We start from the raw sequence: 24,696 nt of genomic DNA on the forward strand, positions 1-24,696 counted from the left end.
CGGCATTCACGGAGAGAGATACGCACGTACCGAAGCCTAAGTTCCCGTATAGGGGGACTTTATCAACTTCCGTGCAGCATCCGCCTGCGTCTGGTCGCCACCGGCCGCCGCCGCCAACTGATACTGCTTCACAGCCTCATCCCTGCGGTGCAGCTTGTCCAGCATCATGCCCGCATTCAACTGCGCACGCTTCCGCATCCAGTCGCTGCAGTTCGGCTGCTGAGAAGCCTTCAGATAACTTTCCGCAGCACCAAGGACGTCATTCTGCCCCCGCTGCGTCTCTCCCAGGCCAAAGTACGCAAGCTGCAATCGGGGATCGATGAAGTAACCTGGCTTCGCGGCATCCGCCAGCACAGCCTTGTAGATGTTGATGGCCTCCGGGCCATGACCCGAATCCTTCATCAGGTTCGCCTCTTCCAGCCGGAACAGAAAGTCATGCGGATACTGCTTCGCCAGCCCTTGGGCGACTGCATAGGCCTCGCTATAGCGCTGATCATGCCGCAGGAAGAGGGACAACGCCGTCTGTGATTCCACCTTGGTCGCCGTACCGTTCGCGGCCGCTTCACGCAGCAGCTTCAGGCCGCCTTCCTTGTTGCCGCCGATCCCTGCGATACCCACCAGCATCCGTACAAAGCGCGGCAGACTAGCCACCGCAAACTGCTGAATGCCCACCGCCATCTTCGCGTCCGCATAGTTGGGGTCCAGCTTCAGCACCTGCTCACTGTCATTGCGTGCCGCCAGTCCCTGCCGCGCGGCGCCGGTAAAGCTGTGGTCCGCCAGCGTCATCCACGCTGCGTGCATCCCGCGCACGTAGCCGCGGGCGAAGTAGGCGTCCTTATCCTGGCCGTTTGCCTTGATGCGAACATCCGCCTGGGCAATCGCGTTATCCGTCAGTTGGTCGATCTGTTTGCGCGTCGCCTCCGAGATGTCGGACTTATGCCCGGAACTCAGGAAATGTTCGTGCGCGTAGTAGGTCGTGTCCAGCAGATCCTGCCGATACAGCTCGCGGAAGATCGTATCCATCAACACATAGCCGCTGGCCATCGGGTCCTGCGGGTGCTCACGCTGCACCGCCTGGAAACGCTGCATCGCACCGTCATAATCCAGGTTGTAGAAATGCTGAAAGGCCTCACGGACCTGCGGATCGTTGTTCAGCGGGTAGGTATTCTCCGCACGTGCGGTACCGCAAACCAAAGCAAGCAGGACAGCAGCCATCGGGACTTTCATTCGCATCGCCACACGTTGGTAGACGCGTCCCGGGCCGCGCCGGGATGCGCGGCGCGTCATTACCGGACACAATCTCATCTCCGCCAGAGTCCGCAAGTCCCGATGAACGATTGCCGGATTGACGGATGGCCCGTGCGCGCATAAGTTGGGGGCACCCTTTCCTGAGGCTGGTACCCATGACGCGCGCGCAGCTACTGCAACTGCTCATCGGCCAGGCACGAGCATCGGGCTTTGAGTTCAAACGCTGGTACCACGAACACAGCGGCATGCCGTGGACGGGCGCCGACGAAGCCGTCCGCTGGCTCGCGCGCGGCAAACGAGCCCACATGCTCGTCTTCTCCCACACCTTCGCACGGGCATTCTTCCGCAGTGGCGAACGCATTACCTTCGTGGTTCCCCAGCAAACCTTCCAAAGCGCCCGGTCCACCGGGGAAGCGCGCACCGTCCAGCGCAAGGCACATCTACGACAGTCCAGCCGCAGCGATGTCTGGGAATACCACCTGCGCGAGATGGCCACCGCACCGGAACCACTGCGCTACCTGCGCCGCTATTTGCTAACGGAAGAGACGATGAGCGACCAGCCCGCAACGCTAACAAGCGCGGAAGAGGATTACGACGAGGAATTGATGGTCCGGGACGCGGACTAAAACTCCGCATGAAGCTTACTTCGCCGGAGCGCCCAGCTTTGCCAGCGCCTGCCGCACATCCCGGTCATGGTCGCCTTCCTCATCCAGCTTCAGGTACTCGCGATAGTTCAGGACAGCCTCGTCCGTCTTTTTCAGCTTGCTGGCAGCCTGAGCCAGGCCAAACCGAGCCTCCGGATCGTCCGGAGCATGATCCACGGCATCCTTGTAACGCAGATAAGCTCCCTGCGTGTTGCCGTCATTCATATAGAACTTCGCAATCTTCAGGTCGTCCGCCACGCGCGTCGCTTCCAGCTTCAACCGGGCTGCGCTCATATCGCCGCGACTGCCAAGATCCTTCAGCTTTGAAGCCTTCACCGGCGCATTCGGCGCAGCCGTCGTCGGCGCAACATCCGCATCATCGTCCGCCTTCGAGCTGGAACTAGCACCATCGTCGCCTCCGCTGCTCGAACTACTTCCCGAAGAAGAATAGCCATCCGGCGGCAGCTTCATCGGCCGCTCGGACGACGCAGGCGGATCGGGCACAGGCTCCGTCGGCATCGCTGGCAGACCATTCGGGTTCGCCGCTTTCGCAGGCGGCCCCGAAGGCTCCCCATCCACGTTCGCCCCGTGCTTAGAGTCATCCGTCGGGAAAGGAAACGCCGCCGCAGGAGGCTTGTCTTGCGTATCGCTCGAAGAAGAAGATCCCGCCGGTGCCGCCGAATCCGTCGCAACGCACGCCGGATCCTTCGATCCCGCCTTGCACTTCTTCGCAGGCTTTGAGGTCTGCGCACTGCCGCAAGCAACCGCCAGCAGCACGCATGCCGCCACCGCCAACCTCTTCGCCGATCTCGTCCGTTCGCTCATGACTTACACAACAGCTTAGACGCTCCATCCCAGCGTGAGGCAACCATCTGTTTTCGCGCCAAGGTCACGTGCCGTATACTCGCGCAACAATGCTCCCAAGACTCATGCTCCGTTCGTCGCCGGTCCACGGCTGCGGCTGTTACACACTTGACCCCATTCGCGCCGGCGCACGCGTCGCCGAATACGAGGGTCCGCGCATGACGAAGGCGGAGGCAGATGAGCGCTACGCCAACCGCGACATCACCTACCTCTTCGGCGTCCACGACCGGGACACCGTCATCGACGGCTTCGGCACGCCCATGTTCATCAACCACTGCTGCGAACCCAACTGCCAGAGCGAAGAAAACGACGGCCACATCTACGTCCTCGCCCTCCGCAACATCGCCGCCGGAGAAGAACTCACCTACGAGTACCACCTCTACGACAGCGACGAAGACGACCAGCCCTGCTACTGCGGGACCGAAGCCTGCCGCGGCACCATGTTCTCCGACGAGGAGATCAAGCGCCGCAAGCGACTCGGCCTGCCCATGACCCTCCGCAAGAAACCCAAAAAGGCCAAATAGCCCCTCCACGGCCACCCACCAACGATCCGCCTAATCCACCGCGGCACCCGCTAAACTAAATGGCGATGGCTTACCAGGTACTTGCCCGCAAATATCGTCCGCAACGCTTCGCCGACGTCGCCGGCCAGGACCACGTCACACGAACCCTGCAGAACGCGCTCGAGCAAAACCGCATCGCGCACGGCTACATCTTCAGCGGTCACCGTGGCATCGGCAAAACCACCATCGCGCGCATCCTCGCCTGCGCGCTCAACTGCCAGAACAAAATCGGCAGCAAAGAGCGCCCGACACCCGAGCCCTGCCTCGTCTGCGACGCCTGCACCGAGATCCGCGCCGGCAACGCCGTCGACGTCATTGAGATCGATGCCGCCACTAACCGCGGCATCGACGAGATCCGCGAACTGCGCGACGCCGCCCGCTACCGCCCCTCCCGCGACCGCTTCAAGATCTACATCCTCGACGAGGCGCACCAGATCACCGATGCCGCCTTCAACGCACTCCTGAAGACGCTGGAAGAACCACCAGACCACATCGTCTTCATGATGGCGACCACCGAGCCGGAGAACATCCCGCAGACCATCCGCTCGCGCTGCCAGCACTTCAGCTTTCACGCCGTCAAGCTCGACGACATCCTCAACGAACTCCGCGGAATCGCCGCTCACGAAGGCGTCCTCGCCGACGAAGCCGCGCTCGCTCTCCTCGCCGAAGCCGGCGACGGCAGCATGCGCGACGCGCTCTCCATCATGGATCAGGCCATCGCCTCCGCGCCCATGGTCGACGGCAAAGCCGAGCTCAGCGCCAGCGAGATCCGCGAACTCATGGGCACCGTGCCCAACACCGTCTTCGAAGAAATCCTCGAGTCCGTCGCACGCAACGACTCAGCCGCCGTCCTCACCACCGCAGGCCGCCTGCTCGACGCCGGCAACTCCTCCTCGCAGATCGCGCGCCAGTTCGTCCGCTACCTCCGCAACTGCATCGTCGCCAAGATCGCCTCGCTCACCGAAGAGCAGAACACCAGCGACCTCCTGCAGATCAGCCCCGACGAGCGCCGCCGCGCCGTCCGCACCGCCATGCTCTTCACCGAGGAAGAACTCACCCGCTTCCTCGGCGTCATGCTGCGCACCTTCGACGACCTCGGCTTCCGCCAGGAACAGCGCCTGCACCTCGAGCTCGGGCTCATCAAGCTCGTGCACCTGCAGCGACTCATCCCCATCGAAGAGTTCCTCTCGCAACTCCCCAAGCCCAGCAACAACCCGACACCGCGCACCATGCCGCCGCCACGCCCGGCCGCTGCGCCCAGCACGGCCCCCTCGCGTCCGGCAGCACCACCGTCGCGTTACGAAGCAGGCGGCAACGTCACGGGCCTCCCCGCGAAGGAAGACCCAAAGGCACCCTCGACCGCTCCGTCAGCCAGTGCCACGGTAACTCCCACGGCAAGCACAACAACCAACCCCTCCACTCCCGTGACGCCAGCACCCCGCTTCGAATCACAACCGACCGCCGCTCCCACGCCGGTCGCAACGCCCGTCAGCACCTCCACAGAACCGGGTGCCCCATACATACGCGAAGCGGATGTGTGGGCCTCGCGCGAAGCACGTCCCGTAGGCAGTGTGACACCCGTAACCGGACGCACCGAAGGTGCACTCGCCCTCGCACCCGATCCAGTCGCCCACCAGCCCGCGAACCTGTCGCCCTTCGCGCCGCCTGTAGCCGCCGAACCGCCAGCCGCGAAGCCCGCAACCCTGTCGCCATTCTCTGCACCCGAACCGGCAGCACCGAAGCCCGCGAACCTCTCGCCCTTCAGTACCCCGGCAGTAGCCACACCACCAGAACCCAGCACCGGCCTGAACATCCACATCCAGCCCAGCGCCGTCGCGCTCGCAGACCCGCCGGCCGCACACGCCGACGAGGCATACGATCCCTCCTGGGAGAGCATGCCACTGCCGGACGCCGACCCTGACGCCACAGAGCCCGCCTCGGCCCCCGCAGTCACCGGAGCAGCATCCGACGCGGCGCAACTTCAAGCCGCCGCCGTCGAAGCCCTCTTCGAGACAAAGAAGCACAACTCGGCCGCGGAACAACTGGAAGAGACCACCTGGACCATCGCCGACGGCGAAGTCCTGATAGCGACCACGCTCTCCAAGCCGTTGATGTCCACCATCTTCCGCCCGGACGTCGAAGCCATTATCAAGACGGCCCTGCGCGAAAAAGGCCTGGGCGGTGTCCGCATCGTCTTCCAGCCGGCTACGCCCGAAAGCAAAGCCAAGGCAGCCGCCCCCAAGAAACCCCGCACCGGCTCCGCGCAGGCAAAGGCATTGGAGCATCCAACCGTCCAGGCCGCTCAACGGCTCTTCAACGCCGAAGTCACCAACGTCTTCGACCTGCGCAAGGACTAGCGCACTCCCAAAGCTTTAGGAGATCGACCCCATGGACATGAGCAAGCTGCAGGAGATGATGGGCCAGGCCCAGCATATGCAGGAACAGATGGAACAGAAGCTGGCCACCACCACCGCAGAGGCGACCAGCGGCGGCGGTCTGGTAACGGCACGCGTCAACGGCAAGAAAGAGCTGCTGCGCCTGAAGATCGACCCCAATGCCCTCGCAGCCAGCGGCGGCGACGTGGAGATGCTCGAAGACCTCATCACCGCTGCCATCAACGAAGCCGGCCGCAAGGCCGACGACCAGATGCAGGCAGCCACCAGCGGCATGCTGGGCGGCATGGACCTCGGAAAGCTGCTCGGCTAAGTGCGTACCGCGGCGGGCCAATTCCGTAAACTATCCCTCCGCGGTCTCTGCATCTGCGCCGCACTTACAGGCCTGTGCACCTCCGCATCCGCGCAGGAACCCGATGAGGCCGTCAAGCAGGTCATCGCCCAGCACCACGGCAGCGTCGCTCTCTACGCACACCAGCTCAACACCGGCAAGACGATCAGCATCGACGCTGACAAGCCGGTCCAGACCGCAAGCACCATCAAACTCGCCCTGCTCTGGACCGCTGTGCACGAGATCGCTCTCGGCCACGCCACATGGGATGAGAAAGTCACACTCAAACCCGGCGAAGGCGTCGCCGGCTCGGGCATCCTCCACTTCTTCGACACGCCCATCACGCTCACGCTGAAAGACATCGCCACCATGATGGTCATCGTCAGCGATAACACCGCGACCAACCTCATGATTGACCGCTTCCCGACGAAACAGGTCGACGGGAACATGACGGCACTTGGCTACACCGACACATGGCTCTATAAGAAGGTCTTTAAACCGGCCGATGGCCCCATGCCCGCAGACCAGCCAAAGTTCGGCCTGGGTAAGACGACGCCACACCAGATCGCGCAACTGATCGAGAAGATCGGTCGTTGCGATGTCGACCTGCCCGGCCAGCCAAAGGTCAATCAGGCAAAGGCAGACACAGCCTGCAACGTCGCCATCGACATGCTGCGGAACCAGTTCTACCGAGACACCATCCCACGCTATCTGGAAACGCTCGACAACACGGAAAAAGGCAGCGGCATTGCCTCAAAGACGGGGTCGCTCGATGCCACTCGGTCCGACGTGGCCATCCTCGCGGCGAAGTCCGGTCCCATCGTCCTCGCGGTCTACACCTACGACAACGCCGACAAGGGCTGGAGCGTCGATAACGAGGGCGAAGTCGCCATCGCAAAGATCGCGCAGGCCGTCGTCAAAGCGTGGTCTCCTGCCGGTATCGACGGCAAGTCATTGACATCCGGCCTGGGCCTGCCTCCGGGTACCGCAAAGGGAGCGTCAAAGTAGCATGGAACGCTTCGCACAACCGATGGCCCGCCTGATCGAAGAGCTGCGCAAGCTGCCCGGCGTCGGCAACAAATCCGCACAACGTCTGGCCTTCCACATCCTGCGCTCGCCCAACGCCGACGCGGAACTGCTCGCCAACGCCATCCGCGAACTCAAAGCGCAACTGCGGCTTTGCAGTATCTGCAACAACGTCACCGACGTCGATCCCTGCACCTACTGCTCCTCCCCCACCCGCACGCACGCTACGGTCTGCGTCGTCGAAGAGCCAACCAGCATCGCGTCCATCGAAAAGACCCGCGGCTACAACGGCATCTATCACGTCCTCCACGGCACGCTCTCCCCGCTCAACGGCGTCGGCCCGGAACAACTGCGCACCGCCAACCTCTTCAGCCGCCTCGGCGAGATCGACGAAATCATCCTCGCCCTTTCGCCCACCGTCGAGGGAGAAGCAACATCACACTGGCTCGCAAACCAACTCCATCAGGCCAGTGCCGACCATCCGCTGCGCATCACGCGTATTGCCACCGGAGTCCCCGCAGGCAGCGACATCGAGTACGCCGACGAAATCACCATGAGCCGGGCAATGGAAGGCCGTCGCGAGATATAGATCTATCTTCGTGTGTGCTTTACGGTATTCGTAAATGGGAAAACGACGCCTTCAGCTCGATGATGAACTTGTAGGCGAAGCTATGCGCGTTAGTGGCATCAGCGATCCAAGTGAAGCAGTTGAATTCGTTCTTCGAGGGCACTTATTGAATCTCGCACTTGCGGCGTCAAGAGATGCACTGGATGCGGAAGGTTTAGAGTCCGTCGCGGTCGTCGATGGCCCGGAAACCCCAATCTCAGATATCGCTAGACTCTGCCTAATGTCGCCCGTGTGGGCTCTTGAAACACCGGCGCGTTCTGAGGCGGCCGAAGCAATCCGATCCGCAAAGAGCGGCACATCGCTGACGTTTTATAAAAGCGCCATCGCCTCCACTCCAACAGATGAAAGCATCGCCGCATCGTTCTCGATGATTCTGCTTCATCATCCGTCCGCGGCGCGGATCGTCCTCATAGAGGGAGCCACGGCCGTCAGAGATGCCTTGGTCCGACTAGGCTTCCCTCAACGAGCCGACTCGGCGATGGCTGTTCCAAAGGATTGGCCGATCGAGGGTTAAGCTTCTGGAAACACTCTCAGATCGCCGCCCGTCATCTCCTTCGGCAAATTCAATCCCAGCATCGCCAGCATCGTCGGCGAAAGATCACGCAGCGAACCACCCTCACGCAGACTGAACTTCTTACCCTGATCAGTCACAGCGATCAGCGGCACTGGATTCGTCGTGTGCGCGGTGTGCGGTCCACCGGTCACCGGATCGATCAACATCTCCGCGTTGCCATGGTCCGCGGTGATAAGCCACGATCCACCGTTGCGCTTCAAGGATGCGTAGATCTCGCCAAGGCACGCATCGACTGTCTCGACACCCTTGATCGTCGGCTCCATCCTGCCGCTATGACCGACCATGTCGGCATTGGCAAAGTTCACGACTACCACGTCGAACGCAGTGTCATCGATCGCCTTCATCACCACATCGCAGATGCCACGCGCACTCATCTCGGGCGCCAGGTCATACGTCGCCACCTTCTGCGACTGCACCACCTCACGCTCCTCACCGCTGAATGGCTTCTCGATACCGCCATTGAAGAAGTAAGTCACGTGCGCATACTTCTCCGTCTCGGCGACGCGCAGGTTCCGCAGCTCGTTGTTCGCCATCACATTCGCCAGCAGGTTATCCATGCTCTCCGGCAGGATGACCATGGGCAACGTGAACTTCGGATCGTACTGCGTCATCGTGATGTAACGCAGATTCTTCGGAACGCTGACACGCGGAATCTCAAGGTCCAGCTCGTCAGCCTTGGGCAGATCGCGTGCGTCGGCCTTGGTCAAGCCACCGGCAACATTGCGTGCCAGGACGCGCGTAATCTGTCGCACGCGGTCGCTGCGGTAGTTGAAGCAGATGCAAAGATCCTCGTCCTGCACGGTGCCAAGCGGCTTCCCTGCCTCATCCGTGCAAACGAATGGGATCGTGAACTCATCCGTGACGCCGTTGTTGTAGCCCTCGCGCACCTTGGCCGCCGCATCCGTCGTCGAGCCGCCCTCGGCGTTGCCCTTCACCATGGCGTCAAACGCCTTCAGCTCGCGCTCCCACTTCAAGTCGCGATCCATCGCGTAGTAGCGGCCGCTGCAGCTCGCCAGCTTGCCCACGCCGATCTCGCGGATCTGCTGCTGCAGCGCATCAATGTAAGCCGCACCGGATGTCGGCATGGTGTCGCGTCCATCAAGGAACGCATGGACGAACACATCCTTCGCACCAAGCTGCGCGCAGAGCTTCAGCAACGCGTACAAGTGCCGCTGGTGCGAGTGCACGCCACCATCGCTCAACAAACCAAGAAAGTGAACCGCGCGACCGCGTTCCATCGCAGACTGGATCGAGTCGACCAGCAGCTTGTCCCTGAAGAACTCACCGCTCTCGATCATCGCGTCAATACGCGTGATGTCCATGCGAACCACACGCCCGGCGCCCAGGTTCAGATGGCCCACTTCGCTGTTGCCCATCTGCCCATCCGGCAGACCGACAAAGTGCTCACTCGCACGGATGATCGTATTCGGATACTCGCGCAGCAGCATGTCATACGTTGGCTTGCGAGCCATCGCAATCGCATTCCCATGCGTCTCCGCACGGATACCCCAGCCGTCAAGAATGGTAAGAACGAGTGGCTTGCGACGCGACATGCGATAGCTCCTTGCTTCCGTAAAACTACTGCTGACTGCAAAGAAGGAGTGGCCGAAGCCACTCCTTCCGTAAATGGTTCACCTGGCGATTAGTCGCAGTTAATGGACTCGATGCCCAGGTACTCAGCGCCTTGACCGAGCTCTTCTTCGATGCGCAGCAGCTGGTTGTACTTGGCGATACGATCCGTACGCGAAGCCGAACCGGTCTTGATCTGGCCCGCGTTCGTAGCAACCGCAAGATCCGCGATGAAGGTGTCTTCCGTCTCGCCCGAACGGTGCGAGATGATCGACGTGTACCCATACCGGCGAGCCAGTTCGATCGACTCCATCGTCTCCGTGATCGTTCCGATCTGGTTGACCTTGATCAGGATCGAGTTGGCAACACCCTTCTCAATGCCCTCGCGCAGACGCTTCGTGTTCGTCACGAACAGGTCATCACCGACCAACTGGCAGCGGTCCCCGATCTCGTCCGTCAGAATCTTCCAGCCATCCCAATCGTCTTCTGCCAGACCATCTTCGATCGACACGATAGGATACTGGCGAACCCAGTCCGCCCAGTAGGCAGCCATCTCGGCCGAGCTCTTCTCGCTCTTGTCGCTCTTCTTGAAGATGTACCTGCCGGACTCCTTGTTGTAGAACTCGCTCGATGCCGGATCGAGTGCGAGGACAATATCCTCACCCGGCTCGTAACCAGCCAACTGAATCGATTCAAGAATGAGATCCAGCGCCTCGGTATTGGACTTAAGCGACGGTGCGAAACCACCCTCGTCACCCACCGCGGTGTTGTAACCCTTCTTCTTCAGGACGCCCTTCAGCGTGTGAAAGACCTCCGTCCCCCAGCGCAGTGCATCGCCAAAGCTGTCGGCACCAACCGGCATAATCATGAACTCTTGAAAGTCCACATTATTGTCCGCATGCGCGCCACCATTGAGGATATTCATCATCGGCGTCGGCAGCAGGCAGGCGTTCACGCCACCCAGATAGCGGTACAACGGCATCTTCAGCGCATTCGCCGAAGCGCGCGCACAAGCCATCGAAACCGCCAGAATCGCGTTCGCACCCAGGTTCGCCTTGTTCGGAGACCCGTCCAAAGCGAGCATCGTCGCATCGATCAAACGCTGATTCGTAGCATCCATCCCGGAAAGCTCGGGAGCGATGGAACTCTCAACGTTTTCAACGGCTTGCAGCACGCCCTTGCCCAGGTAGACTTCCTTGTCGCCATCGCGCAGTTCCACTGCCTCATGCTCGCCGGTGCTGGCACCGCTGGGCACTGCTGCGCGGCCAATGGCGCCGCCTGCAAGGGTCACGTCGGCTTCGACGGTAGGATTGCCCCGGCTGTCAAGGATCTCGCGCGCTGTGATGGATACGATCTCAGTCATGTTGCCTTTCCCTTCGCCCGCGTGCGGTGCGAGGATGCCCCCGTGGGCGATGATGCGATGTTGCAGCCGATCATTCAGCCGTGGCCGCCGATCGACGGCGATGCTGCTACCACCCGCACCGACGATCGTCTCCAGCAACTCAGCCATTAATATGTTGTCCGTGTGTGCAGCCCGGCGGGCACGAGTACCCGCAACTGCTTCGCCGTCATTCTAACAAAGCAGTATCAACACGCTGCGCAATGGTCTTTCCGAGGGAGGAGCAGTGACGCTCTTGATTCGCCCGGCAGATGACATGCCGCACTGGCGCCCGTCTCTTCTAGCCTAAGAAGAACTGCAGTCTCCCCGACGGCAGAAGGAGCCGAAGCGTGAAGCCACAGATCGCACTCGCACTCATCGTCGCCATGGCGACACCAGTTTTTGCTCAGCAGACCGGCGTGTCCCGTCCGCCGGAGGACTCAGTAGCAGATCTTCCGATCCCTGCGCCGGCAGCAAAGCCCTCAGCCGCGATCCCAATGAGCGCACCCGCAAGCTCTCCTGTTGCGTCCGAACAGTACGGCGAGTACAAGCCGTACGTTGGCCCCGGCGTCACCCTGCGCCCACGCATCGAAGAGAAGGTCGATCCGGATGCCGGCGTTGTGGGCGAGATGCCGCGCCGCGCTGATGAGCTTCCGATCAACACCCTGATGCACATCCGCCTGAGATCGGCCATCGCGACCCAAACCACGCAGCCGAACACCCCATTCACCGCCGAACTCGCCGAAGACATTCTGAACGAGGGCCGCGTCGTCCTCCCGGCGGGATCCACGGTGGAAGGCCGAATCACACAGGTCCGTGGTGGCCGTCGCATTCGCGGATCAGCCTTGATCCATCTGGAAGTTGAGACCGTAGTGTTGCCGGACGGAGCACGAAAGCTCATGCGTGCCATGGTCATCGACACCGACCAGACCGCAGACACGCGCATCGATGAAGAGGGCAACATCCTGCGGAAAGATCACGTCGGCGCAACACTGGCTGCCATGTCGCTCACCACGGGCGGAGCAGCAGCAGCGGGCGGCATCATCGGCGGCGCACCGGGTGCACTCATCGGCGCCGGTGTTGGTGCCGGCCTCAGCACTGCCTGGTGGTTGAAGCAGGATCGTCAGGCCCGCGTTCCCGAGGGCACGGTCCTGGTGATCAGCCTCACGGAACCAATGGCAATCGGCGGAAGCGCAAGACAGCCGGAATTCTCCCAGCGCACGGTTCCAGTTCTTGAAAGACGCTCGTCGACAGTCAACGCCGAAGCAGAGCCAACGACTCGTCCCTACGTAGCACCCCAAGCATTCGTCCCGACCAACTAAGCATTACCTCAATTCAGAAGTCAGCAGCGCGACCTCTCATTCGACTTCCATGCCGAAGCGCGAGAGTTCGCGCTTCTGCATGTTGTAGTCGACCAGAAATCCGACGCCGATGCACAGGTTAATCACTCCCGCGGCAGCAACGATCAGCGTCGGACGAACCAGCAGAATGGCGTAAAGCAGCAAGCCGAAGGCGCATAGCCCGATCCCGAGTGAGATGAGCACCATGGCCGCACGTCGTGTGTTGCCAAGGCTGCGGAGCGGATCACGCACTCGCTTCTCATCCTCGTTCGCACTTCTCATCATGCGTTCGATATCTGCCAGCGGCACACCGCGGTTTAGCATGGCGATGCGTTCCTGCGACCGGAGCTCTTTATTGCGGATCTCAGAAAAGATGCCCGCAACGCCAAGCCCGAGGATCATGAGGCAACCGGCTACGGGGACGATAAAGGGACTGTAGAAACCATTCATGGGTGTTCTCCTTTTCGTCCGCGTTAGACCAAGGGCCCGTATTTAAGTTTCAACCCACCGCGTGAAACTTATTACGATGTTCGTGGTCTTACTCACTCTTGACGACCACGGACAGCTTCGAGGCAATCGTTGCAGAGCATCAGGACATGGTGTTCCGCATGTTGGTGCGCCTGACTGGCACGCGAGAGCATGTCGACGATCTCGCCCAGGATGTCTTCCTTCGGCTCTATCGCGCGCTCCCCTCGTTCCGTGGCGAAGCTCTCCTAACCACGTACCTGCACCGCATCATCGTGAACGTGGCGCAGGACGAGTGGAAGCGGCGCAAACGGGATACCCGTGAGACATCACTTTCGGACGACGTCAGCGGATGGGAAGAGCGGCTGCATCACCCCTCAGCGAATGCCGAAGAACAGCTGAGCACACGCGAGTTGCAGCAACGCGTAGAGGACGAACTCGCAAATCTTAGCGCAGTCGAACGAGCCATACTGGTGCTCTACCATCAGGAAGAGCGCAGTTATCAGCAGATAGCGCAGTCCCTGCGACTGCCGATCGGCACAGTTCGAACGCATCTGCATCGAGGACGAAACAAGCTTCGAGTCGCTTTGGCCAGCCACGAACGCAGACCCACGCCACAGCAGGAAACACAGACGGGAGGCAGGCGTTGAACGAACAGAACGAACTGACACAACAGATCACCACCGCTCTGGAAGCAAAGCCGCTGATTGCCGTACCGGATGATTTTTCTGCCCGACTGATGGCTGCGCTGCCGCAGAAAAACATAGTGCGCCTCCCGCAGGCCTTGCCGGAAGGATCGCACTACGGCCAGCGGGTGACACTCGCCATGCTTGCGTTCATGCTGCTGGGGATGGTGGCTGCTGCCGCCTTATTGGGGCGCTCGGGTGCGTGGAGCCTTGCGGAAGACTTTCTCTTCCTTCAATTTGGCACACTGACACTTTGGTTCGTCTTGTCGCGACGCCGGGTCTTCTAGTTCCACTCCGCTGCGCTTGTGAATCTGAGCGCAGTGGAGTGAGGTTGAACGATGCCGAATCCGGCGTGAAGCTATCGCTCGACCTGGCTCAGCAGGCGCTTCCAGTTCTTGCTGTTGCGTTTGAAGGTCTTCTTCAAATCCGTCAGGATCAACTCAAAGTCGGCATTGCCATGCAGCCGAGACCATGCCGGGTTCTTCGAGAACCATGGGTAGTTTTCATTGCCGAGGTAGACCGCGCGGCGGAGCCAATGCAACGCCTCAACCGCTTCACCATCAACAGCAAAATAGGTCGCAAGTCGATACGCCATCTCGCTGTCTGCCTCAGCCGCCGCGAGCGTTTCATCCACGATGAAGGTCGACGCCTTGGCGCGATCGCCAAGCTGCGCGTAGCACATGGCGATGGTTGGATAGACGATGCGCATCGTCTTGTCTTCTGCGATCACCTCTTCGAGTGCAGCAATCGCCCGCTCCAACTGGCCGATACGCATGAACTGGTAGCCACGTGTGATGCGAAGGCGGGTGTGGCCTGGCTCCAGGGTCAGGCCCTTTTGAACCTCATCCTCGGCAAGCTCCATCTGCCCCTGGTACTGGAAGACACGCGCGCGATCGTTGTAGATGGCTGCCGCATCGGACGGGTTCAGCCGCAGCGCTGTCTGAAACTCCGCAAGAGCAGCTTCGTACTGCCCGTCACTGCGAAGCGTCGTACCGGCGATACGCCTCACATTCCAATCATTTCCGGCTGTCTGCAGCAGGTGCGCAATGCCGTGACGCGCGCTCTCCTTTTCGCCACGCGACAGCAGCATGTAGACGCGATAAAGATTCGCTTCGACCGAGCCTGGGTCGATGGCAAGCGCGCGATCCAGGGCACGCCGCGTCTCGATCAGGTGCATCTGGCCGCCCAGTCCGTGCCGCACATACTGCAAATGCGTCACGCCCAGCCCCGTCCATGCGGGGGCATAGGAAGGATCGCGCTGCGAGACACGATTAAACAGCTCCTTCGCACGATCCAGATCGTCCGCGCTGCCGCGGCGGAACATGAAGGAGTTGAGTAAGGCACGCGCCTGCAGATACTCCTCGGACAACTCCTGCTCCAGCGGCCGTGAGTCTTCCTGTTCCAGTTCTTTCGTGCGCGATGCGATGCGGACAGTCGCAGTGCCGCGCAGCACCGCGAAGATCTCCGCGCTGATCTCATTCTGAACCGCCACAAGATCGAACGAGTTCACATTGATGGATCCGCCCGCGCGTACCGACTGCGCCGGCACATCCAGCATCTGCCAGTTCAGATCGAATCCCTGATCGCTGCGCAGAAAGCTTCCGGCGACAACATACTCCACGCGCAACTTCTGACCGATGCTGAGCGGATCCAGCTGACGCGCATTCAGGTTCATCAGCGCACTGGAAGGCCGGACCACAAGACTCTGCATACGCGCCAACCGAGCACTAATAGCGTCTGCCAGTGCATAGCCGTACAGCGGCGCTGCATCGGCTGGTCCCATGTTGAGGAACGGCAGAACCACGATGGTGTTGTGCTGCTGGTTACCGCCACTCTCACGAAAGCGCTCAGCAAGCATGGAGAGGATGCCGGTCGACCGCTTCTCCTGTTCTGGCGTTGGGATCTCCAAATGATTGCGCGACGGCATGTTCAGTCCCGGCGACATCACCGAATCCAGCTGCTTCGCCATCAGGATGGTGCGCAGGCTTTCACGCAGCTCTGCTGCAGACGCGAAGCGCGCCGCAGGCTGTTTCTCAAGGCAATGAAGAATCGTGCTCTCAAGCTCAACCGGTGCGTCCGGAGCCAGCTCACGGATTGGCGGTGGTTCTTCAAACTGGATGGCACGAATGCTCTGGAAGTCCGGCGAATCAGGACGGTGAAATGGATGCCGGCCGGTCAATAATTCGTACAGCACGACACCGACAGCAAAGATGTCGCTTTGCACAGAAGACTGGCCCGTCACGAACTGCTCCGGAGCCATGTAGGCCAGCGTACCGCCGCGTGCCGTGTACTTCGCGTCGATAGGAATTTTGCGCTCGGCGTGCTTCGCCGGGTCGAACTCGACCTCTTCCATGTTGATGCGGCGCGCGAGACCAAAGTCGAGAATCTTCGCTAGCCCACCGTCTGTCAGGATGATGTTTGCAGGCTTCAGATCGCGATGGAAGATGCCAAGCGAATGCGCTGCGGCAAGACCGTCCGCCACCTGAATCCCCACAGATAACACAAGCTCCAGGCTTGCTGCACCGTTATCGATGATGCGGTCCAGCGGCTTGCCCGGGATGTACTGCATGACGATGAAGGCTTCGTTATCAGCCTCGCCAACTTCATAGATCCCGCAGACGTTGGGATGCTCAATGGCGGATGCCAGCCGGGCCTCTCGCAGATAGGTGGTGCGCATTTGCTCTGGTGTGAGCGCGCCACGCTGCAGGAGCTTGAGAACGACAGGGCGCTGCAGCTCCGTATCGTTGGCCAGCCACACCACACCACTGCCGCCGGTGCCCAGCTTTCGGACCAGCTCGTAGTGTTCGATGACGCGGTGCTTCATGCCACTCATTATCGCAGGAGCAGCCTGGTTCTTTGATTACAGAGCTGTGTGCACAACATAAGTGTTTTCAGGATGTCCCTATTTGGCAGTCCCCTCTAATGACGTCGAGGGCTTGCGTCAACGGCTGTATCAGGTCGTCCGACAGTTCCATCAGTCGAACCCTCCTGCCAACGCGCACGGCGGCCGAGAAAAAACATCAGCCCTCCAAAGATAAGCATTACCGATCCCCAGAGCACATTGATGTTCTGCCCCAGTGACTGCGCATAGATCGGGCTATGCCACGTCAGCGCGCCATAGCCGCACATAAGCGCGCCAATCGACAAAAACATGAGGCCCAGTGGAATACGAAGATCGAGACCCATGATCACTCCTCTACTTCATTAGGTAAGCTAACTATTTGACTAGGCGAAAGCCAGATTGAGCACGAGAAGGATCGCAAGGACGCCAATGCCAAGTGTCATCGGCCGGCTGTACCAGGGCAGATGATGTTCGACGGGCTTCGGCGTAAGCGAATACACAAGGCCGACCAACTCTTCTTCCGGCCGAGCCTTTGTCAATAGACTCACGACGATCGTTACGATCAAGTTGACCGAGAAGGCGAAGATGGCTGTCCAGAAGTTCTGCGCCATATCACTGGGATAACTGTGGAGATGCGCAAGCCACGCACCGTGGATACCCGGCGCGTCGCCCACCGGCAACGTCATGCCATGGTGCAGCAGTGCCGCGGTGGTACCGCTGATCAGGCCGGCAAACGCCGCGTGACCTGTCGTTCGCTTCCAGAACATGCCCAGCAAAAACGTCGCGAACAGCGGAGCATTCACCAGCGAGAAGACAAGCTGCAGCGTGTCCATGATGTTGTTAAAGCCGGTGACGAGATACGCTGCGCCGACACTCAGGATGACGCCTCCCACCGTAGCCCATCGGCCCATCTTGAGATAGTGAGCGTCTGTAGCGTTCTTATTCAGGTAGCTCTGGTAGATGTCGTAGGTCCATACGGCGTTGAAGGCTGTGACATTTCCCGCCATGCCGGACATGAAGCTGGCGAGCAAGGCGGTCAGGCCGAGGCCGAGGATGCCGGTCGGATAGTAATGCAGCAGCAGCGTCGGAATCGCGAGATCGTAGTTGTAAACCGGCTGGCCCTTGCTATCGGTCTGCATTGCGCCCGTGCGCGGATCCATCTTGACGGGGATCATGCCCTGCGAAGACGTGACGCTGGCACCGTTCACATGCGAGATGACGGTCGGCGTGGCCACCGCGATCAGACCAGGCAGAATGACCAGGAACGGGAAGACCATCTTCGGGATCGCAGCGATGAGCGGCACCTTGCGTGCACTCTCTTCACTGTCGGCAGCCATTGCGCGCTGAACCACCAGGAAGTCTGTGCACCAGTAGCCGAAGCTCAGCACAAACCCAAGGCCCATCGTCAGGCCGAACCACTCCACACCCAGCGGATTGGTGTTGGCGTGGCTCATGCCGCGCCACGAGTGCATGTAAGTCTCCGGCAGGCGAGTCTGCAGCCCATGCCAGCCGCCGATGTTGCGCAGGCCCAGGTACACCAGCGGCAGGAAGCCGGCGACGATCAGGAAGAACTGCAGCACCTCGTTATAGATCGCGCTGGTCAGCCCGCCTAGGAAGATGTAAGCCAGCACGATCACCGCGCTGATAAGCACCGAAACATGAAAGACATATTGGTCCGGAACGATGCCGTGAAAGATCCCAAGCGCCTGGATCAGCAGAGCCATGGCGTACATGCTGATGCCGGAAGAGAAGAGCGTCATAATGCCGAACGACACGGCATTCAGCGCGCGCGTCTTTTCGTCGAAGCGCATACGCAGGTACTCCGGTACGCTTCGGGCCTTGGATCCGTAATAGAACGGCATCATGAAGATGCCGACAAAGACCATCGCCGGCACGGCACCGATCCAGTAGAAATGACTGGTTGCCAAGCCATACTTCGCGCCGGAGGCACCCATGCCTATGACTTCCTGCGCCCCAAGATTGGCAGATAGGAAGGCCAGGCCGCAGACCCACGCCGGGATCGAGCGCCCGGCCAGGAAGAAGTCGTTGCTCGTCCGCATGTACCGCTTCAGCGCAACGCCAATGCCCAGCACAAAGACCAGGTACACGGCCATAATGAGCCAATCAATAGTGCCGAGATGTGTACTCAAGAGGTAGCGTCTCCGGGGATCAGAAAGTAAGGTGTTCTTCTAGGAAGTCCGCACCAAGCCTAGACCTTGTTTTCGCCTTCGTCTATCTGCAAGAAAGGCGACCGAAGAGCGTAGCGATTGGCTAGAGTTGGTCATACCGTCCCAATTCCTGCATTTGAATGCGCCCTTCGCAGGCTGCCGAATGGCGATCACCGGCATCCAAATGCCGGAAAGCCTAAAACTCTGTTTCGAAGAGTAACCCGGCGAAGCCAAACCTGGCCGCCCGAGGATTCGAGGAAGAATGCAACGTACCGTTTTGTTGATTGACGATAATGCTATCCAGGCTGCCACCCGCCAGACAATTCTGAAGCGCGCCGGTTACTTCGTCATTCCTGCACTGAACGCGGAACGCGCCCTGCAGCAGTTTCGCGAGAACGACTTCCCGTCTGAGATCAACATGGTCATCACAGACCACATCATGCCGAACATGAGCGGGGCTGAGTTCGTGCGCGAACTGCGTACCTTCCGCCCGGAGCTGCCGGTCATGGTAATCAGCGGGCTGGAAGAGGCCGAGGAGGAGTACCGCGACTTGAACGTTCTCTTCCGTCTAAAGCCGCTGCTGCCCGACAATCTACTGGCATCGGTGGACCGCCTGATCCGTCCGGACGCCGCCTGATTCCCTTCTGCCGGCACCGAAACTCCGATGATCGCACCAGCGTTTGCCCACGGACTCTCCACCTGAGAGAATGGGTTCGCATCCCTGTACCTCGGGATCGGTAAACCCATGCCACACCCAATGCCACAGTTCGGCAGTTTCGCGCTTTTGCTGGCGCTGTGTCTCTCTGCATACACGTTTCTCGCTGGAGCATTCGCGCTCGTAGCAATGCAGCGCGGCTTGCAACTACGCGTCTCGGCCGAAAGGCTCGCCGAGACGGCGCGACGTGCCGGTCTGGGCAGCTTCATCGCGGTCCTCTGCGCAGCCATCGCCCTTATCTGGGCAGCCTTCACGAATGACTTCTCGGTCGAGTACATCCGGGAGCACTCGAACATCGCGCTGCACCCGGCTTACAAGTTTTCAGCGCTGTGGAGTGGCCAGGAAGGCTCCCTGCTGCTCTGGTCCTTTCTGACCACGGGCTACGCCTTCGTACTGCGTCTGCGCCATCGCACCGACGTCCGCTTGTTCGCGTATGCGTCGGTCATCCTCGCAGCCATCCAGATCTTCTTCCTTGCCCTGCTCAACTTCGCCGCGGAACCCTTCTCCTTGACGCGCGGCGTGATTCCGGCAGACGGTAACGGCCTGAATCCGCTTCTGCAATACCCGGAGATGGTCATCCATCCGCCGATGCTCTACCTGGGTTACGTGGGCTTTTCCGTACCATTCGCCTTTGCACTCGGCGCATTGATGATGAAGTACCCCGGCGAAAAGTGGATCCGCATCACACGCCGCTGGACGCTTGTCACATGGCTCTTCCTCACAGTCGGCATTTCGCTCGGTATGCACTGGGCTTACGCAGTTCTGGGGTGGGGCGGCTACTGGGGCTGGGACCCGGTTGAGAACGCATCGTTCCTGCCATGGCTTACGGCCACCGCCTTCCTGCACTCGGTCATGATGCAGGAAAAGCGCGGCATGATGAAGAAGTGGAACGTCTGGCTCATCTTCCTGACGTTCATGCTCACCATCCTGGGCACGCTCCTCACGCGATCCGGCATCGTCAGCAGTGTCCACGCCTTCGCCCAGAGCAGCATCGGCGACTGGTTCACGACATTCCTATGCATCATCTTCGCCGTATGCCTGTTCACCTTCTTCAAGCAGAGCGCTCACCTGAAGTCCGAGCACAAGCTTGAAGCGGTGGTCTCGCGCGAGAGCTCGTTCCTTTTCAACAATCTCGTCCTGCTCGTCGCCTGCTTCACCGTTCTCTTCGGCACGCTCTTCCCCGTCCTCAGCGAGTATGTCCAAGGGTCGAAAGTCACAATGGGCGCGCCCTTCTTCAATCGCGTTGCGGTTCCCATCGGCCTCTTCCTGCTACTCCTGACGGGCGTTGGTCCGCTGCTCGCATGGCGTGCGACGTCGCTCCGTTCCATCCGTCGCAACTTCGTTCTGCCGTGCGCGGCAATTCTAGGGAGCGCCGCCATCCTGATGCTCAGCGGCCTGCACCCCTGGAGCGCATCCAGCGAAGACCTGGAAGGCCAGCTTTACGCACTCGTCTGCTTCTCCATAGGCGCGGGCGTCTTCACGGCCATCCTCGCCGAGTTCCTGCGCGGCGCACACGTGGTCGCGACGCAGACCGGCAAGAACCTCGTCGCCTCCGGATGGACGCTGATGATGCGCAACAACCGGCGCTACGGTGGCTACCTGGTCCACTTCGGCATCGTTGTGCTCTTTGCAGGCCTCGCAGGAGCCGCGTTCAACCAGTCGAAAGAACTCGAGATGGGCTTTGGCGACTCGCTAACGATCGGCAACTACAAGCTCGTCTGCCTCAGCTACACGCAGGACTCCAACGCCAACTACGACACGGACTTTGCGCTGCTGGACGTCTATCGCGGCAACAAGAAGCTGACGCAGATGACGCCGGAGAAACGCTTCTACACCGCAAGCCAGACAAGCTCTACGATCGTTGCGATCCACTCCACCGTGCTACGTGACCTCTACGTCATCTTCCTGGGCCGCAACCCGGAGACGAACCGTCCCATCATCAAGGTCTTCCTGAATCCCCTCGTCTCTTGGATCTGGGCAGGTGTCGCCATCGTCTTCGCAGGAACGGTACTGGCTCTTCTTCCCGGCCTCCGTCCCATGCTCAGTAACAAGGCCGCATCCGTAATGCCGGACCGTGAGTTGCAGACTGTGAGCGGCGATTGATGCGGGCCCTACTCAAAAACCGCGTCCTGCAGATGGTCCTGCTCTTCACCGTCGCGCTCGTCACCATCGGCGCCGGTGACACGACAGACAAGTTCTCGAGCATCGGCCACAAGATGGTCTGTGTCTGCGGCTGCGGCCAAATCCTTCTGGAGTGCAACCACGTCGGCTGCCCGGACAGCGATCGCATGATCGGCGAGCTGCGCAATAAGGTCGCAGGCGGCGGTTCTGACACCAGCATCTTCAACTGGTTCGTAGCCAAGTACGGCCCCACGGTGCTGGCAGCGCCCATCCGTGGCGGCTTTGATAACGCCGCATGGATTGTCCCGGTCGTTGTCTTCATCCTGGCCATCGTCGGCACGGCGTTCCTCATCCGTCGCTGGAAGGGCCGTCACATGCTCGCGGTGCCGGGCGGCGCACCCTCCATGCCGTTTGCAGGCAGCGATGCTGTACGCGATCGCATTCGCCGCGAGACGGAGTACTAGCCATGGGCATCGCCGCATCCATCGTTCTCTTTGTCGCCCTCTTCGCCTACACCTTCTGGCCTGAGAAGAACCCCTTCACGCAGCGCGCCGCCTCCCGGCTTGATTTCCTGCGCGAACGTCGCGACGCCGTCTTCGCCAATCTGCGCGACCTCAACTTCGAGTACAAGGCCGGCAAGTATCCCGAAGAAGACTACGCCACCCAGCGTGCCCTGCTGGAAGATGAAGCAACGACCATCGTGACGGAGATCGACGTTCTCGAGCGCGCCTGACCTTAAGGCCAGCGCGAGTCCACTTTTGTGAACCGCGTGTGAATGGTAGTCTGCCGATGTACCCCTCAATCCAAGAGCGACACCACAAGGAGCACCATGCCCCTGCGCCGCCGCATCCTTTCCCTTGCCACCCTCACGCTGGCAATAGGCACCGCAGTCCCTTCGATCGCACAAGCCAAAGCCTCAACGTACAAGCCGATGAAGGGCTCAGAGATCCTGTGGGACAAGTGGGGCGTGCCGCATATCTTCGCAAAGAACACGAAGGATATGTTCTATCTCTACGGTTACGCGCAGACCGAGGCACACGGCGAACTACTGATGCACGTCATGGCCGGCAGCCGCGGCCGTTCCAGCGAGATCTACGGCGCGGGCGCGAACGATCGCAATCTGAAAACGGATCGGTGGGTGTGGCTCAATGAGGTGCCCAAGCGCTCCGCCCTCTGGCTCTCGCAGCAAATCCCGGAGTTCCGCAGCTATCTTGATTCTTTTGCAGCAGGCATCAACGCTTACGCAGCGGCGCATCCCGACAAGCTGAGTGCTGAGGCCAAGCAGGTGCTGCCCATCACGCCTCTCGATGTCATCGAACACACGCAACACTTTGTGAACTTCGAGTTCGTCGCCGGCCGCGCACTCATGGAGCCGCGCAACGCTACCCGCACCGCAGCGGCATCCACAGAAACAGCGTCGCTTGAGATGCCGGAATCGCCCTTCGCTCCCACCAACATGGACATGCAGGACGGCTCAAACGGCTGGGCCATCGCGCCCTCCCACAGCACCAGCGGCAACGCCATGCTGCTGATGAATCCGCACCTCGCTATGGCCGGCGAGCAGACCTATTTTGAGGCGCAGCTTGTCGCTCCCGGGATCAATCTTTTCGGCGCATCGCAGGTCGGTCTGCCGGTCATGCGCTTCTGCTTTTCAGACTATCTCGCCATCACCAACACGGTGAACACCAACAACGGCGCACTGCAGTTCGACATTAAGGAGCAGGCCGGCGGGTACCTTTACGACGGCAAGGTTCTACAGTATGAGACGTCTCAGTATCCCTTCCGCGTGAAGCAGAAAGATGGCAGCTTCACCACCGAAGTCGTGCAGGTGCAGAAGACTGTGCACGGCCCCATCATTCGCCGGGACAAGGGAGTTCCCGTCGCGCTGCTCACCGCAGGCCTCGACAAGCCCTTCTTCCTGGAGCAGTACTGGAAGATGGACACGGCGCACAACTTTGCGGAGTACCAGGCACAGCTACGCCGGCTGGAAGTGCCCATGTACAACATCCTCTACGCCGACCGCGACGGCCACATCGAATATCTCTTCAACGCCAACGTGCCACGCCGCACTGGCGATTGGGCCACATGGACGAAGCCCGTCGACGGATCCACCAGCGCCACCATGCCGCACGGCATCCTGAGCTATGACGAATTGCCCAAGCAGATCGACCCCGCCAGCGGCTACGTGCAGAACAGCAACGAACCACCATGGGATGCTGCCTGGCCCAACATGATGGATCGATCAGCCTACCCGGCGTACATCTCGTCGTTCTTTCCGCTCTTCCGCAGCGACCGCGCCCTTCGCATGTTGAGCGAGGACAAGAAAATCAGCTTCGACATGCTGCTGGAGAAGAAGTTTTCCACCCGCATGGAAATGGCCGACCGCGTCCTCGACGAACTGCTGGCTGACGTAGATCAGTATGGCAGTCCACGCGCGAAAGAGGCTGCGGCCGTGCTCCGGACATGGGATCGCCAGTGCGAAGCCAACTCCCGCGGCGCACTGCTCTTCTACACGTGGGCACAGAAATTCATCAGCACCAGTGTCGGCATGACGACCGTCGCAGCCCAAAAGAACTGGGCGATCCCATACGACTACAACCAGCCGCTGACGACACCGCGCGGCATCAAGGATCCGAAACTCGCGGTGCAGATGCTGGCCGACGCCGCAGACGAAACCGTGAAGCTCTACGGCGCGCTCGACCGCCCCTGGGGCGACGTCATGAAGATCGAAATCAACGGGCAGAGTGATGGCGACATTAAGGCAGTGCGGGGACCGGCGCTGAACGGTGTCTCACTCCCCGGCAATGGTGGCTACGGCAACCTGGGCGTCTTCCGCGTCTTCACATGGGGTCCGCTTCTCGAAGGCAAAAAGACACCGATCCACGGCGACGGCTTCACCATTGCGGTCGAATTCACCAAACCCGCCGTCAAGGCCAAAAGCTTCGTCTTCTACGGCGAATCTTCGCAGCCGGGCTCTCCCTTCCACACGGACGAGCTGCCGTTGGCAGAGAAGAAGCAGTGGCGAGACGTCTGGCGCACCCGCCCGGAGATCCTGGCGAACCTGAGTTCGAGAGACGCCTTCTAACTCGTAGGAATTGAAGCCAGGGCCACATCATCCGGTGTGGCCCTTTCGCTTCCGCA

The 24,696-nt window shown here is 60.6% G+C and carries 24 protein-coding genes; 16 read left to right on the forward strand and 8 right to left on the reverse strand.

Annotated elements, in window-relative coordinates; all coding sequences use genetic code 11:
* Positions 1-36: 36 nt before the first annotated feature.
* On the reverse strand, positions 37-1,215 hold the full coding sequence (locus TERRO_RS12165) for a hypothetical protein (protein ID WP_245536082.1): 1,179 nt from the start codon (positions 1,213-1,215) through the stop codon (positions 37-39).
* 188 nt (positions 1,216-1,403) lie between these two features.
* On the opposite strand from TERRO_RS12165, the gene TERRO_RS12170 reads away from it, so the two are divergent.
* Positions 1,404-1,874 (forward strand): hypothetical protein, encoded by a 471-nt coding sequence (locus TERRO_RS12170; protein WP_014785956.1) that lies wholly within the window; start codon positions 1,404-1,406, stop codon positions 1,872-1,874.
* A 15-nt stretch (positions 1,875-1,889) separates the two neighbouring features.
* Here TERRO_RS12170 and TERRO_RS12175 read toward each other — a convergent pair whose 3' ends face one another.
* Positions 1,890-2,411 carry a tetratricopeptide repeat protein gene (locus tag TERRO_RS12175; protein WP_041592552.1) on the reverse strand — a complete coding sequence of 174 codons (522 nt, stop codon included), beginning with the start codon at positions 2,409-2,411 and terminating at the stop codon, positions 1,890-1,892.
* 115 nt (positions 2,412-2,526) lie between these two features.
* Here TERRO_RS12175 and TERRO_RS23160 point away from each other — a divergent pair, with 115 nt between their 5' ends.
* The 7 genes from TERRO_RS23160 to TERRO_RS12210 all read left to right on the forward strand — a co-directional run bounded on the left by TERRO_RS23160 (position 2,527) and on the right by TERRO_RS12210 (position 8,211).
* Positions 2,527-2,736 carry a hypothetical protein gene (locus tag TERRO_RS23160; RefSeq protein WP_041592553.1) on the forward strand — a complete coding sequence of 70 codons (210 nt, stop codon included), beginning with the start codon at positions 2,527-2,529 and terminating at the stop codon, positions 2,734-2,736.
* Between the two features lie 70 nt (positions 2,737-2,806).
* Entirely contained in the window at positions 2,807-3,280 is a 474-nt protein-coding gene (locus tag TERRO_RS12185) for an SET domain-containing protein (RefSeq protein WP_014785958.1), read from the forward strand.
* Positions 3,281-3,345: 65 nt separating this feature from the next.
* Positions 3,346-5,676 (forward strand): DNA polymerase III subunit gamma/tau, encoded by a 2,331-nt coding sequence (dnaX, locus tag TERRO_RS23670; RefSeq protein WP_041593241.1) that lies wholly within the window; start codon positions 3,346-3,348, stop codon positions 5,674-5,676.
* Between the two features lie 31 nt (positions 5,677-5,707).
* Complete coding sequence (locus TERRO_RS12195) at positions 5,708-6,025, forward strand: YbaB/EbfC family nucleoid-associated protein (protein ID WP_014785960.1); 318 nt, start codon at positions 5,708-5,710, stop codon at positions 6,023-6,025.
* Positions 6,026-7,051: a serine hydrolase gene (locus tag TERRO_RS12200; protein ID WP_014785961.1), complete on the forward strand. Its 1,026-nt coding sequence runs from the start codon at positions 6,026-6,028 to the stop codon at positions 7,049-7,051.
* A 1-nt stretch (position 7,052) separates the two neighbouring features.
* Complete coding sequence (gene recR, locus TERRO_RS12205) at positions 7,053-7,658, forward strand: recombination mediator RecR (RefSeq protein WP_014785962.1); 606 nt, start codon at positions 7,053-7,055, stop codon at positions 7,656-7,658.
* A 34-nt stretch (positions 7,659-7,692) separates the two neighbouring features.
* Complete coding sequence (locus tag TERRO_RS12210; RefSeq protein ID WP_014785963.1) at positions 7,693-8,211, forward strand: type II toxin-antitoxin system VapB family antitoxin; 519 nt, start codon at positions 7,693-7,695, stop codon at positions 8,209-8,211.
* Here TERRO_RS12210 and gpmI read toward each other — a convergent pair.
* Positions 8,208-9,824 carry a 2,3-bisphosphoglycerate-independent phosphoglycerate mutase gene (gene gpmI / locus TERRO_RS12215; RefSeq protein ID WP_014786168.1) on the reverse strand — a complete coding sequence of 539 codons (1,617 nt, stop codon included), beginning with the start codon at positions 9,822-9,824 and terminating at the stop codon, positions 8,208-8,210. The two genes, TERRO_RS12210 and gpmI, sit on opposite strands and share 4 nt — an antisense overlap.
* 89 nt (positions 9,825-9,913) lie before the next feature.
* Complete coding sequence (eno, locus tag TERRO_RS12220) at positions 9,914-11,350, reverse strand: phosphopyruvate hydratase (protein WP_014785964.1); 1,437 nt, start codon at positions 11,348-11,350, stop codon at positions 9,914-9,916.
* A 218-nt stretch (positions 11,351-11,568) separates the two neighbouring features.
* On the opposite strand from eno, the gene TERRO_RS12225 reads away from it, so the two are divergent.
* Positions 11,569-12,540, forward strand: coding sequence for a hypothetical protein (locus tag TERRO_RS12225; RefSeq protein ID WP_014785965.1), 972 nt, complete (start codon positions 11,569-11,571; stop codon positions 12,538-12,540).
* Positions 12,541-12,576: 36 nt separating this feature from the next.
* Here TERRO_RS12225 and TERRO_RS12230 read toward each other — a convergent pair whose 3' ends face one another.
* Positions 12,577-13,008, reverse strand: coding sequence for a DUF6249 domain-containing protein (locus TERRO_RS12230; RefSeq protein WP_014785966.1), 432 nt, complete (start codon positions 13,006-13,008; stop codon positions 12,577-12,579).
* Between the two features lie 98 nt (positions 13,009-13,106).
* On the opposite strand from TERRO_RS12230, the gene TERRO_RS12235 reads away from it, so the two are divergent.
* Both TERRO_RS12235 and TERRO_RS12240 read left to right on the forward strand, forming a co-directional pair.
* Positions 13,107-13,673 carry an RNA polymerase sigma factor gene (locus TERRO_RS12235; RefSeq protein ID WP_014785967.1) on the forward strand — a complete coding sequence of 189 codons (567 nt, stop codon included), beginning with the start codon at positions 13,107-13,109 and terminating at the stop codon, positions 13,671-13,673.
* Entirely contained in the window at positions 13,670-13,996 is a 327-nt protein-coding gene (locus TERRO_RS12240) for a hypothetical protein (protein WP_014785968.1), read from the forward strand. The genes TERRO_RS12235 and TERRO_RS12240 overlap by 4 nt, the downstream gene beginning before the upstream one ends.
* A gap of 71 nt (positions 13,997-14,067) precedes the next feature.
* Here TERRO_RS12240 and TERRO_RS12245 read toward each other — a convergent pair whose 3' ends face one another.
* From TERRO_RS12245 to TERRO_RS12255, 3 genes are all read right to left on the reverse strand, one after another.
* Positions 14,068-16,533 (reverse strand): serine/threonine-protein kinase, encoded by a 2,466-nt coding sequence (locus TERRO_RS12245; protein WP_041593243.1) that lies wholly within the window; start codon positions 16,531-16,533, stop codon positions 14,068-14,070.
* Positions 16,534-16,628: 95 nt separating this feature from the next.
* Complete coding sequence (locus tag TERRO_RS12250) at positions 16,629-16,895, reverse strand: hypothetical protein (RefSeq protein ID WP_014785970.1); 267 nt, start codon at positions 16,893-16,895, stop codon at positions 16,629-16,631.
* 39 nt (positions 16,896-16,934) lie between these two features.
* Complete coding sequence (locus tag TERRO_RS12255) at positions 16,935-18,665, reverse strand: sodium:solute symporter family protein (protein WP_052313336.1); 1,731 nt, start codon at positions 18,663-18,665, stop codon at positions 16,935-16,937.
* A 316-nt stretch (positions 18,666-18,981) separates the two neighbouring features.
* Here TERRO_RS12255 and TERRO_RS12260 point away from each other — a divergent pair, with 316 nt between their 5' ends.
* From TERRO_RS12260 to TERRO_RS12280, 5 genes are all read left to right on the forward strand, one after another.
* Complete coding sequence (locus TERRO_RS12260) at positions 18,982-19,356, forward strand: response regulator (RefSeq protein WP_014785972.1); 375 nt, start codon at positions 18,982-18,984, stop codon at positions 19,354-19,356.
* 108 nt (positions 19,357-19,464) lie between these two features.
* Positions 19,465-21,537, forward strand: coding sequence for a heme lyase CcmF/NrfE family subunit (locus TERRO_RS12265; protein WP_014786170.1), 2,073 nt, complete (start codon positions 19,465-19,467; stop codon positions 21,535-21,537).
* The gene (locus TERRO_RS12270) at positions 21,537-22,019 is read left to right on the forward strand and encodes a cytochrome c-type biogenesis protein (protein WP_014786171.1); all 483 of its coding nucleotides are present in this window, start codon (positions 21,537-21,539) and stop codon (positions 22,017-22,019) included. The genes TERRO_RS12265 and TERRO_RS12270 overlap by 1 nt, the downstream gene beginning before the upstream one ends.
* A 2-nt stretch (positions 22,020-22,021) precedes the next feature.
* Positions 22,022-22,288 carry a hypothetical protein gene (locus tag TERRO_RS12275; RefSeq protein ID WP_014785975.1) on the forward strand — a complete coding sequence of 89 codons (267 nt, stop codon included), beginning with the start codon at positions 22,022-22,024 and terminating at the stop codon, positions 22,286-22,288.
* Positions 22,289-22,384: 96 nt separating this feature from the next.
* Complete coding sequence (locus TERRO_RS12280; protein ID WP_014785976.1) at positions 22,385-24,640, forward strand: penicillin acylase family protein; 2,256 nt, start codon at positions 22,385-22,387, stop codon at positions 24,638-24,640.
* Positions 24,641-24,696 lie beyond the last annotated feature (56 nt).

Origin of the sequence: Terriglobus roseus DSM 18391 (genome assembly GCF_000265425.1) — a bacterium.
GTDB classification, from domain to species: Bacteria; Acidobacteriota; Terriglobia; order Terriglobales; family Acidobacteriaceae; genus Terriglobus; species Terriglobus roseus.

Excerpts from the sequence above, each read along its gene's own strand:
- TERRO_RS12165 (WP_245536082.1), bottom strand. The coding sequence starts at position 1,215 with ATGGCTGCTGTCCTGCTTGCTTTGGTTTGCGGTACCGCACGTGCGGAG.
- TERRO_RS12170 (WP_014785956.1), top strand. The coding sequence starts at position 1,404 with ATGACGCGCGCGCAGCTACTGCAACTGCTCATCGGCCAGGCACGAGCA.
- TERRO_RS12175 (WP_041592552.1), bottom strand. The coding sequence starts at position 2,411 with ATGCCGACGGAGCCTGTGCCCGATCCGCCTGCGTCGTCCGAGCGGCCG.
- TERRO_RS12185 (WP_014785958.1), top strand. The coding sequence starts at position 2,807 with ATGCTCCCAAGACTCATGCTCCGTTCGTCGCCGGTCCACGGCTGCGGC.
- dnaX (WP_041593241.1), top strand. The coding sequence starts at position 3,346 with ATGGCTTACCAGGTACTTGCCCGCAAATATCGTCCGCAACGCTTCGCC.
- TERRO_RS12195 (WP_014785960.1), top strand. The coding sequence starts at position 5,708 with ATGGACATGAGCAAGCTGCAGGAGATGATGGGCCAGGCCCAGCATATG.
- recR (WP_014785962.1), top strand. The coding sequence starts at position 7,053 with ATGGAACGCTTCGCACAACCGATGGCCCGCCTGATCGAAGAGCTGCGC.
- TERRO_RS12210 (WP_014785963.1), top strand. The coding sequence starts at position 7,693 with ATGGGAAAACGACGCCTTCAGCTCGATGATGAACTTGTAGGCGAAGCT.
- gpmI (WP_014786168.1), bottom strand. The coding sequence starts at position 9,824 with ATGTCGCGTCGCAAGCCACTCGTTCTTACCATTCTTGACGGCTGGGGT.
- eno (WP_014785964.1), bottom strand. The coding sequence starts at position 11,350 with ATGGCTGAGTTGCTGGAGACGATCGTCGGTGCGGGTGGTAGCAGCATC.
- TERRO_RS12230 (WP_014785966.1), bottom strand. The coding sequence starts at position 13,008 with ATGAATGGTTTCTACAGTCCCTTTATCGTCCCCGTAGCCGGTTGCCTC.
- TERRO_RS12245 (WP_041593243.1), bottom strand. The coding sequence starts at position 16,533 with ATGAAGCACCGCGTCATCGAACACTACGAGCTGGTCCGAAAGCTGGGC.
- TERRO_RS12250 (WP_014785970.1), bottom strand. The coding sequence starts at position 16,895 with ATGGGTCTCGATCTTCGTATTCCACTGGGCCTCATGTTTTTGTCGATT.
- TERRO_RS12255 (WP_052313336.1), bottom strand. The coding sequence starts at position 18,665 with ATGGCCGTGTACCTGGTCTTTGTGCTGGGCATTGGCGTTGCGCTGAAG.
- TERRO_RS12260 (WP_014785972.1), top strand. The coding sequence starts at position 18,982 with ATGCAACGTACCGTTTTGTTGATTGACGATAATGCTATCCAGGCTGCC.
- TERRO_RS12265 (WP_014786170.1), top strand. The coding sequence starts at position 19,465 with ATGCCACACCCAATGCCACAGTTCGGCAGTTTCGCGCTTTTGCTGGCG.
- TERRO_RS12270 (WP_014786171.1), top strand. The coding sequence starts at position 21,537 with ATGCGGGCCCTACTCAAAAACCGCGTCCTGCAGATGGTCCTGCTCTTC.
- TERRO_RS12275 (WP_014785975.1), top strand. The coding sequence starts at position 22,022 with ATGGGCATCGCCGCATCCATCGTTCTCTTTGTCGCCCTCTTCGCCTAC.
- TERRO_RS12280 (WP_014785976.1), top strand. The coding sequence starts at position 22,385 with ATGCCCCTGCGCCGCCGCATCCTTTCCCTTGCCACCCTCACGCTGGCA.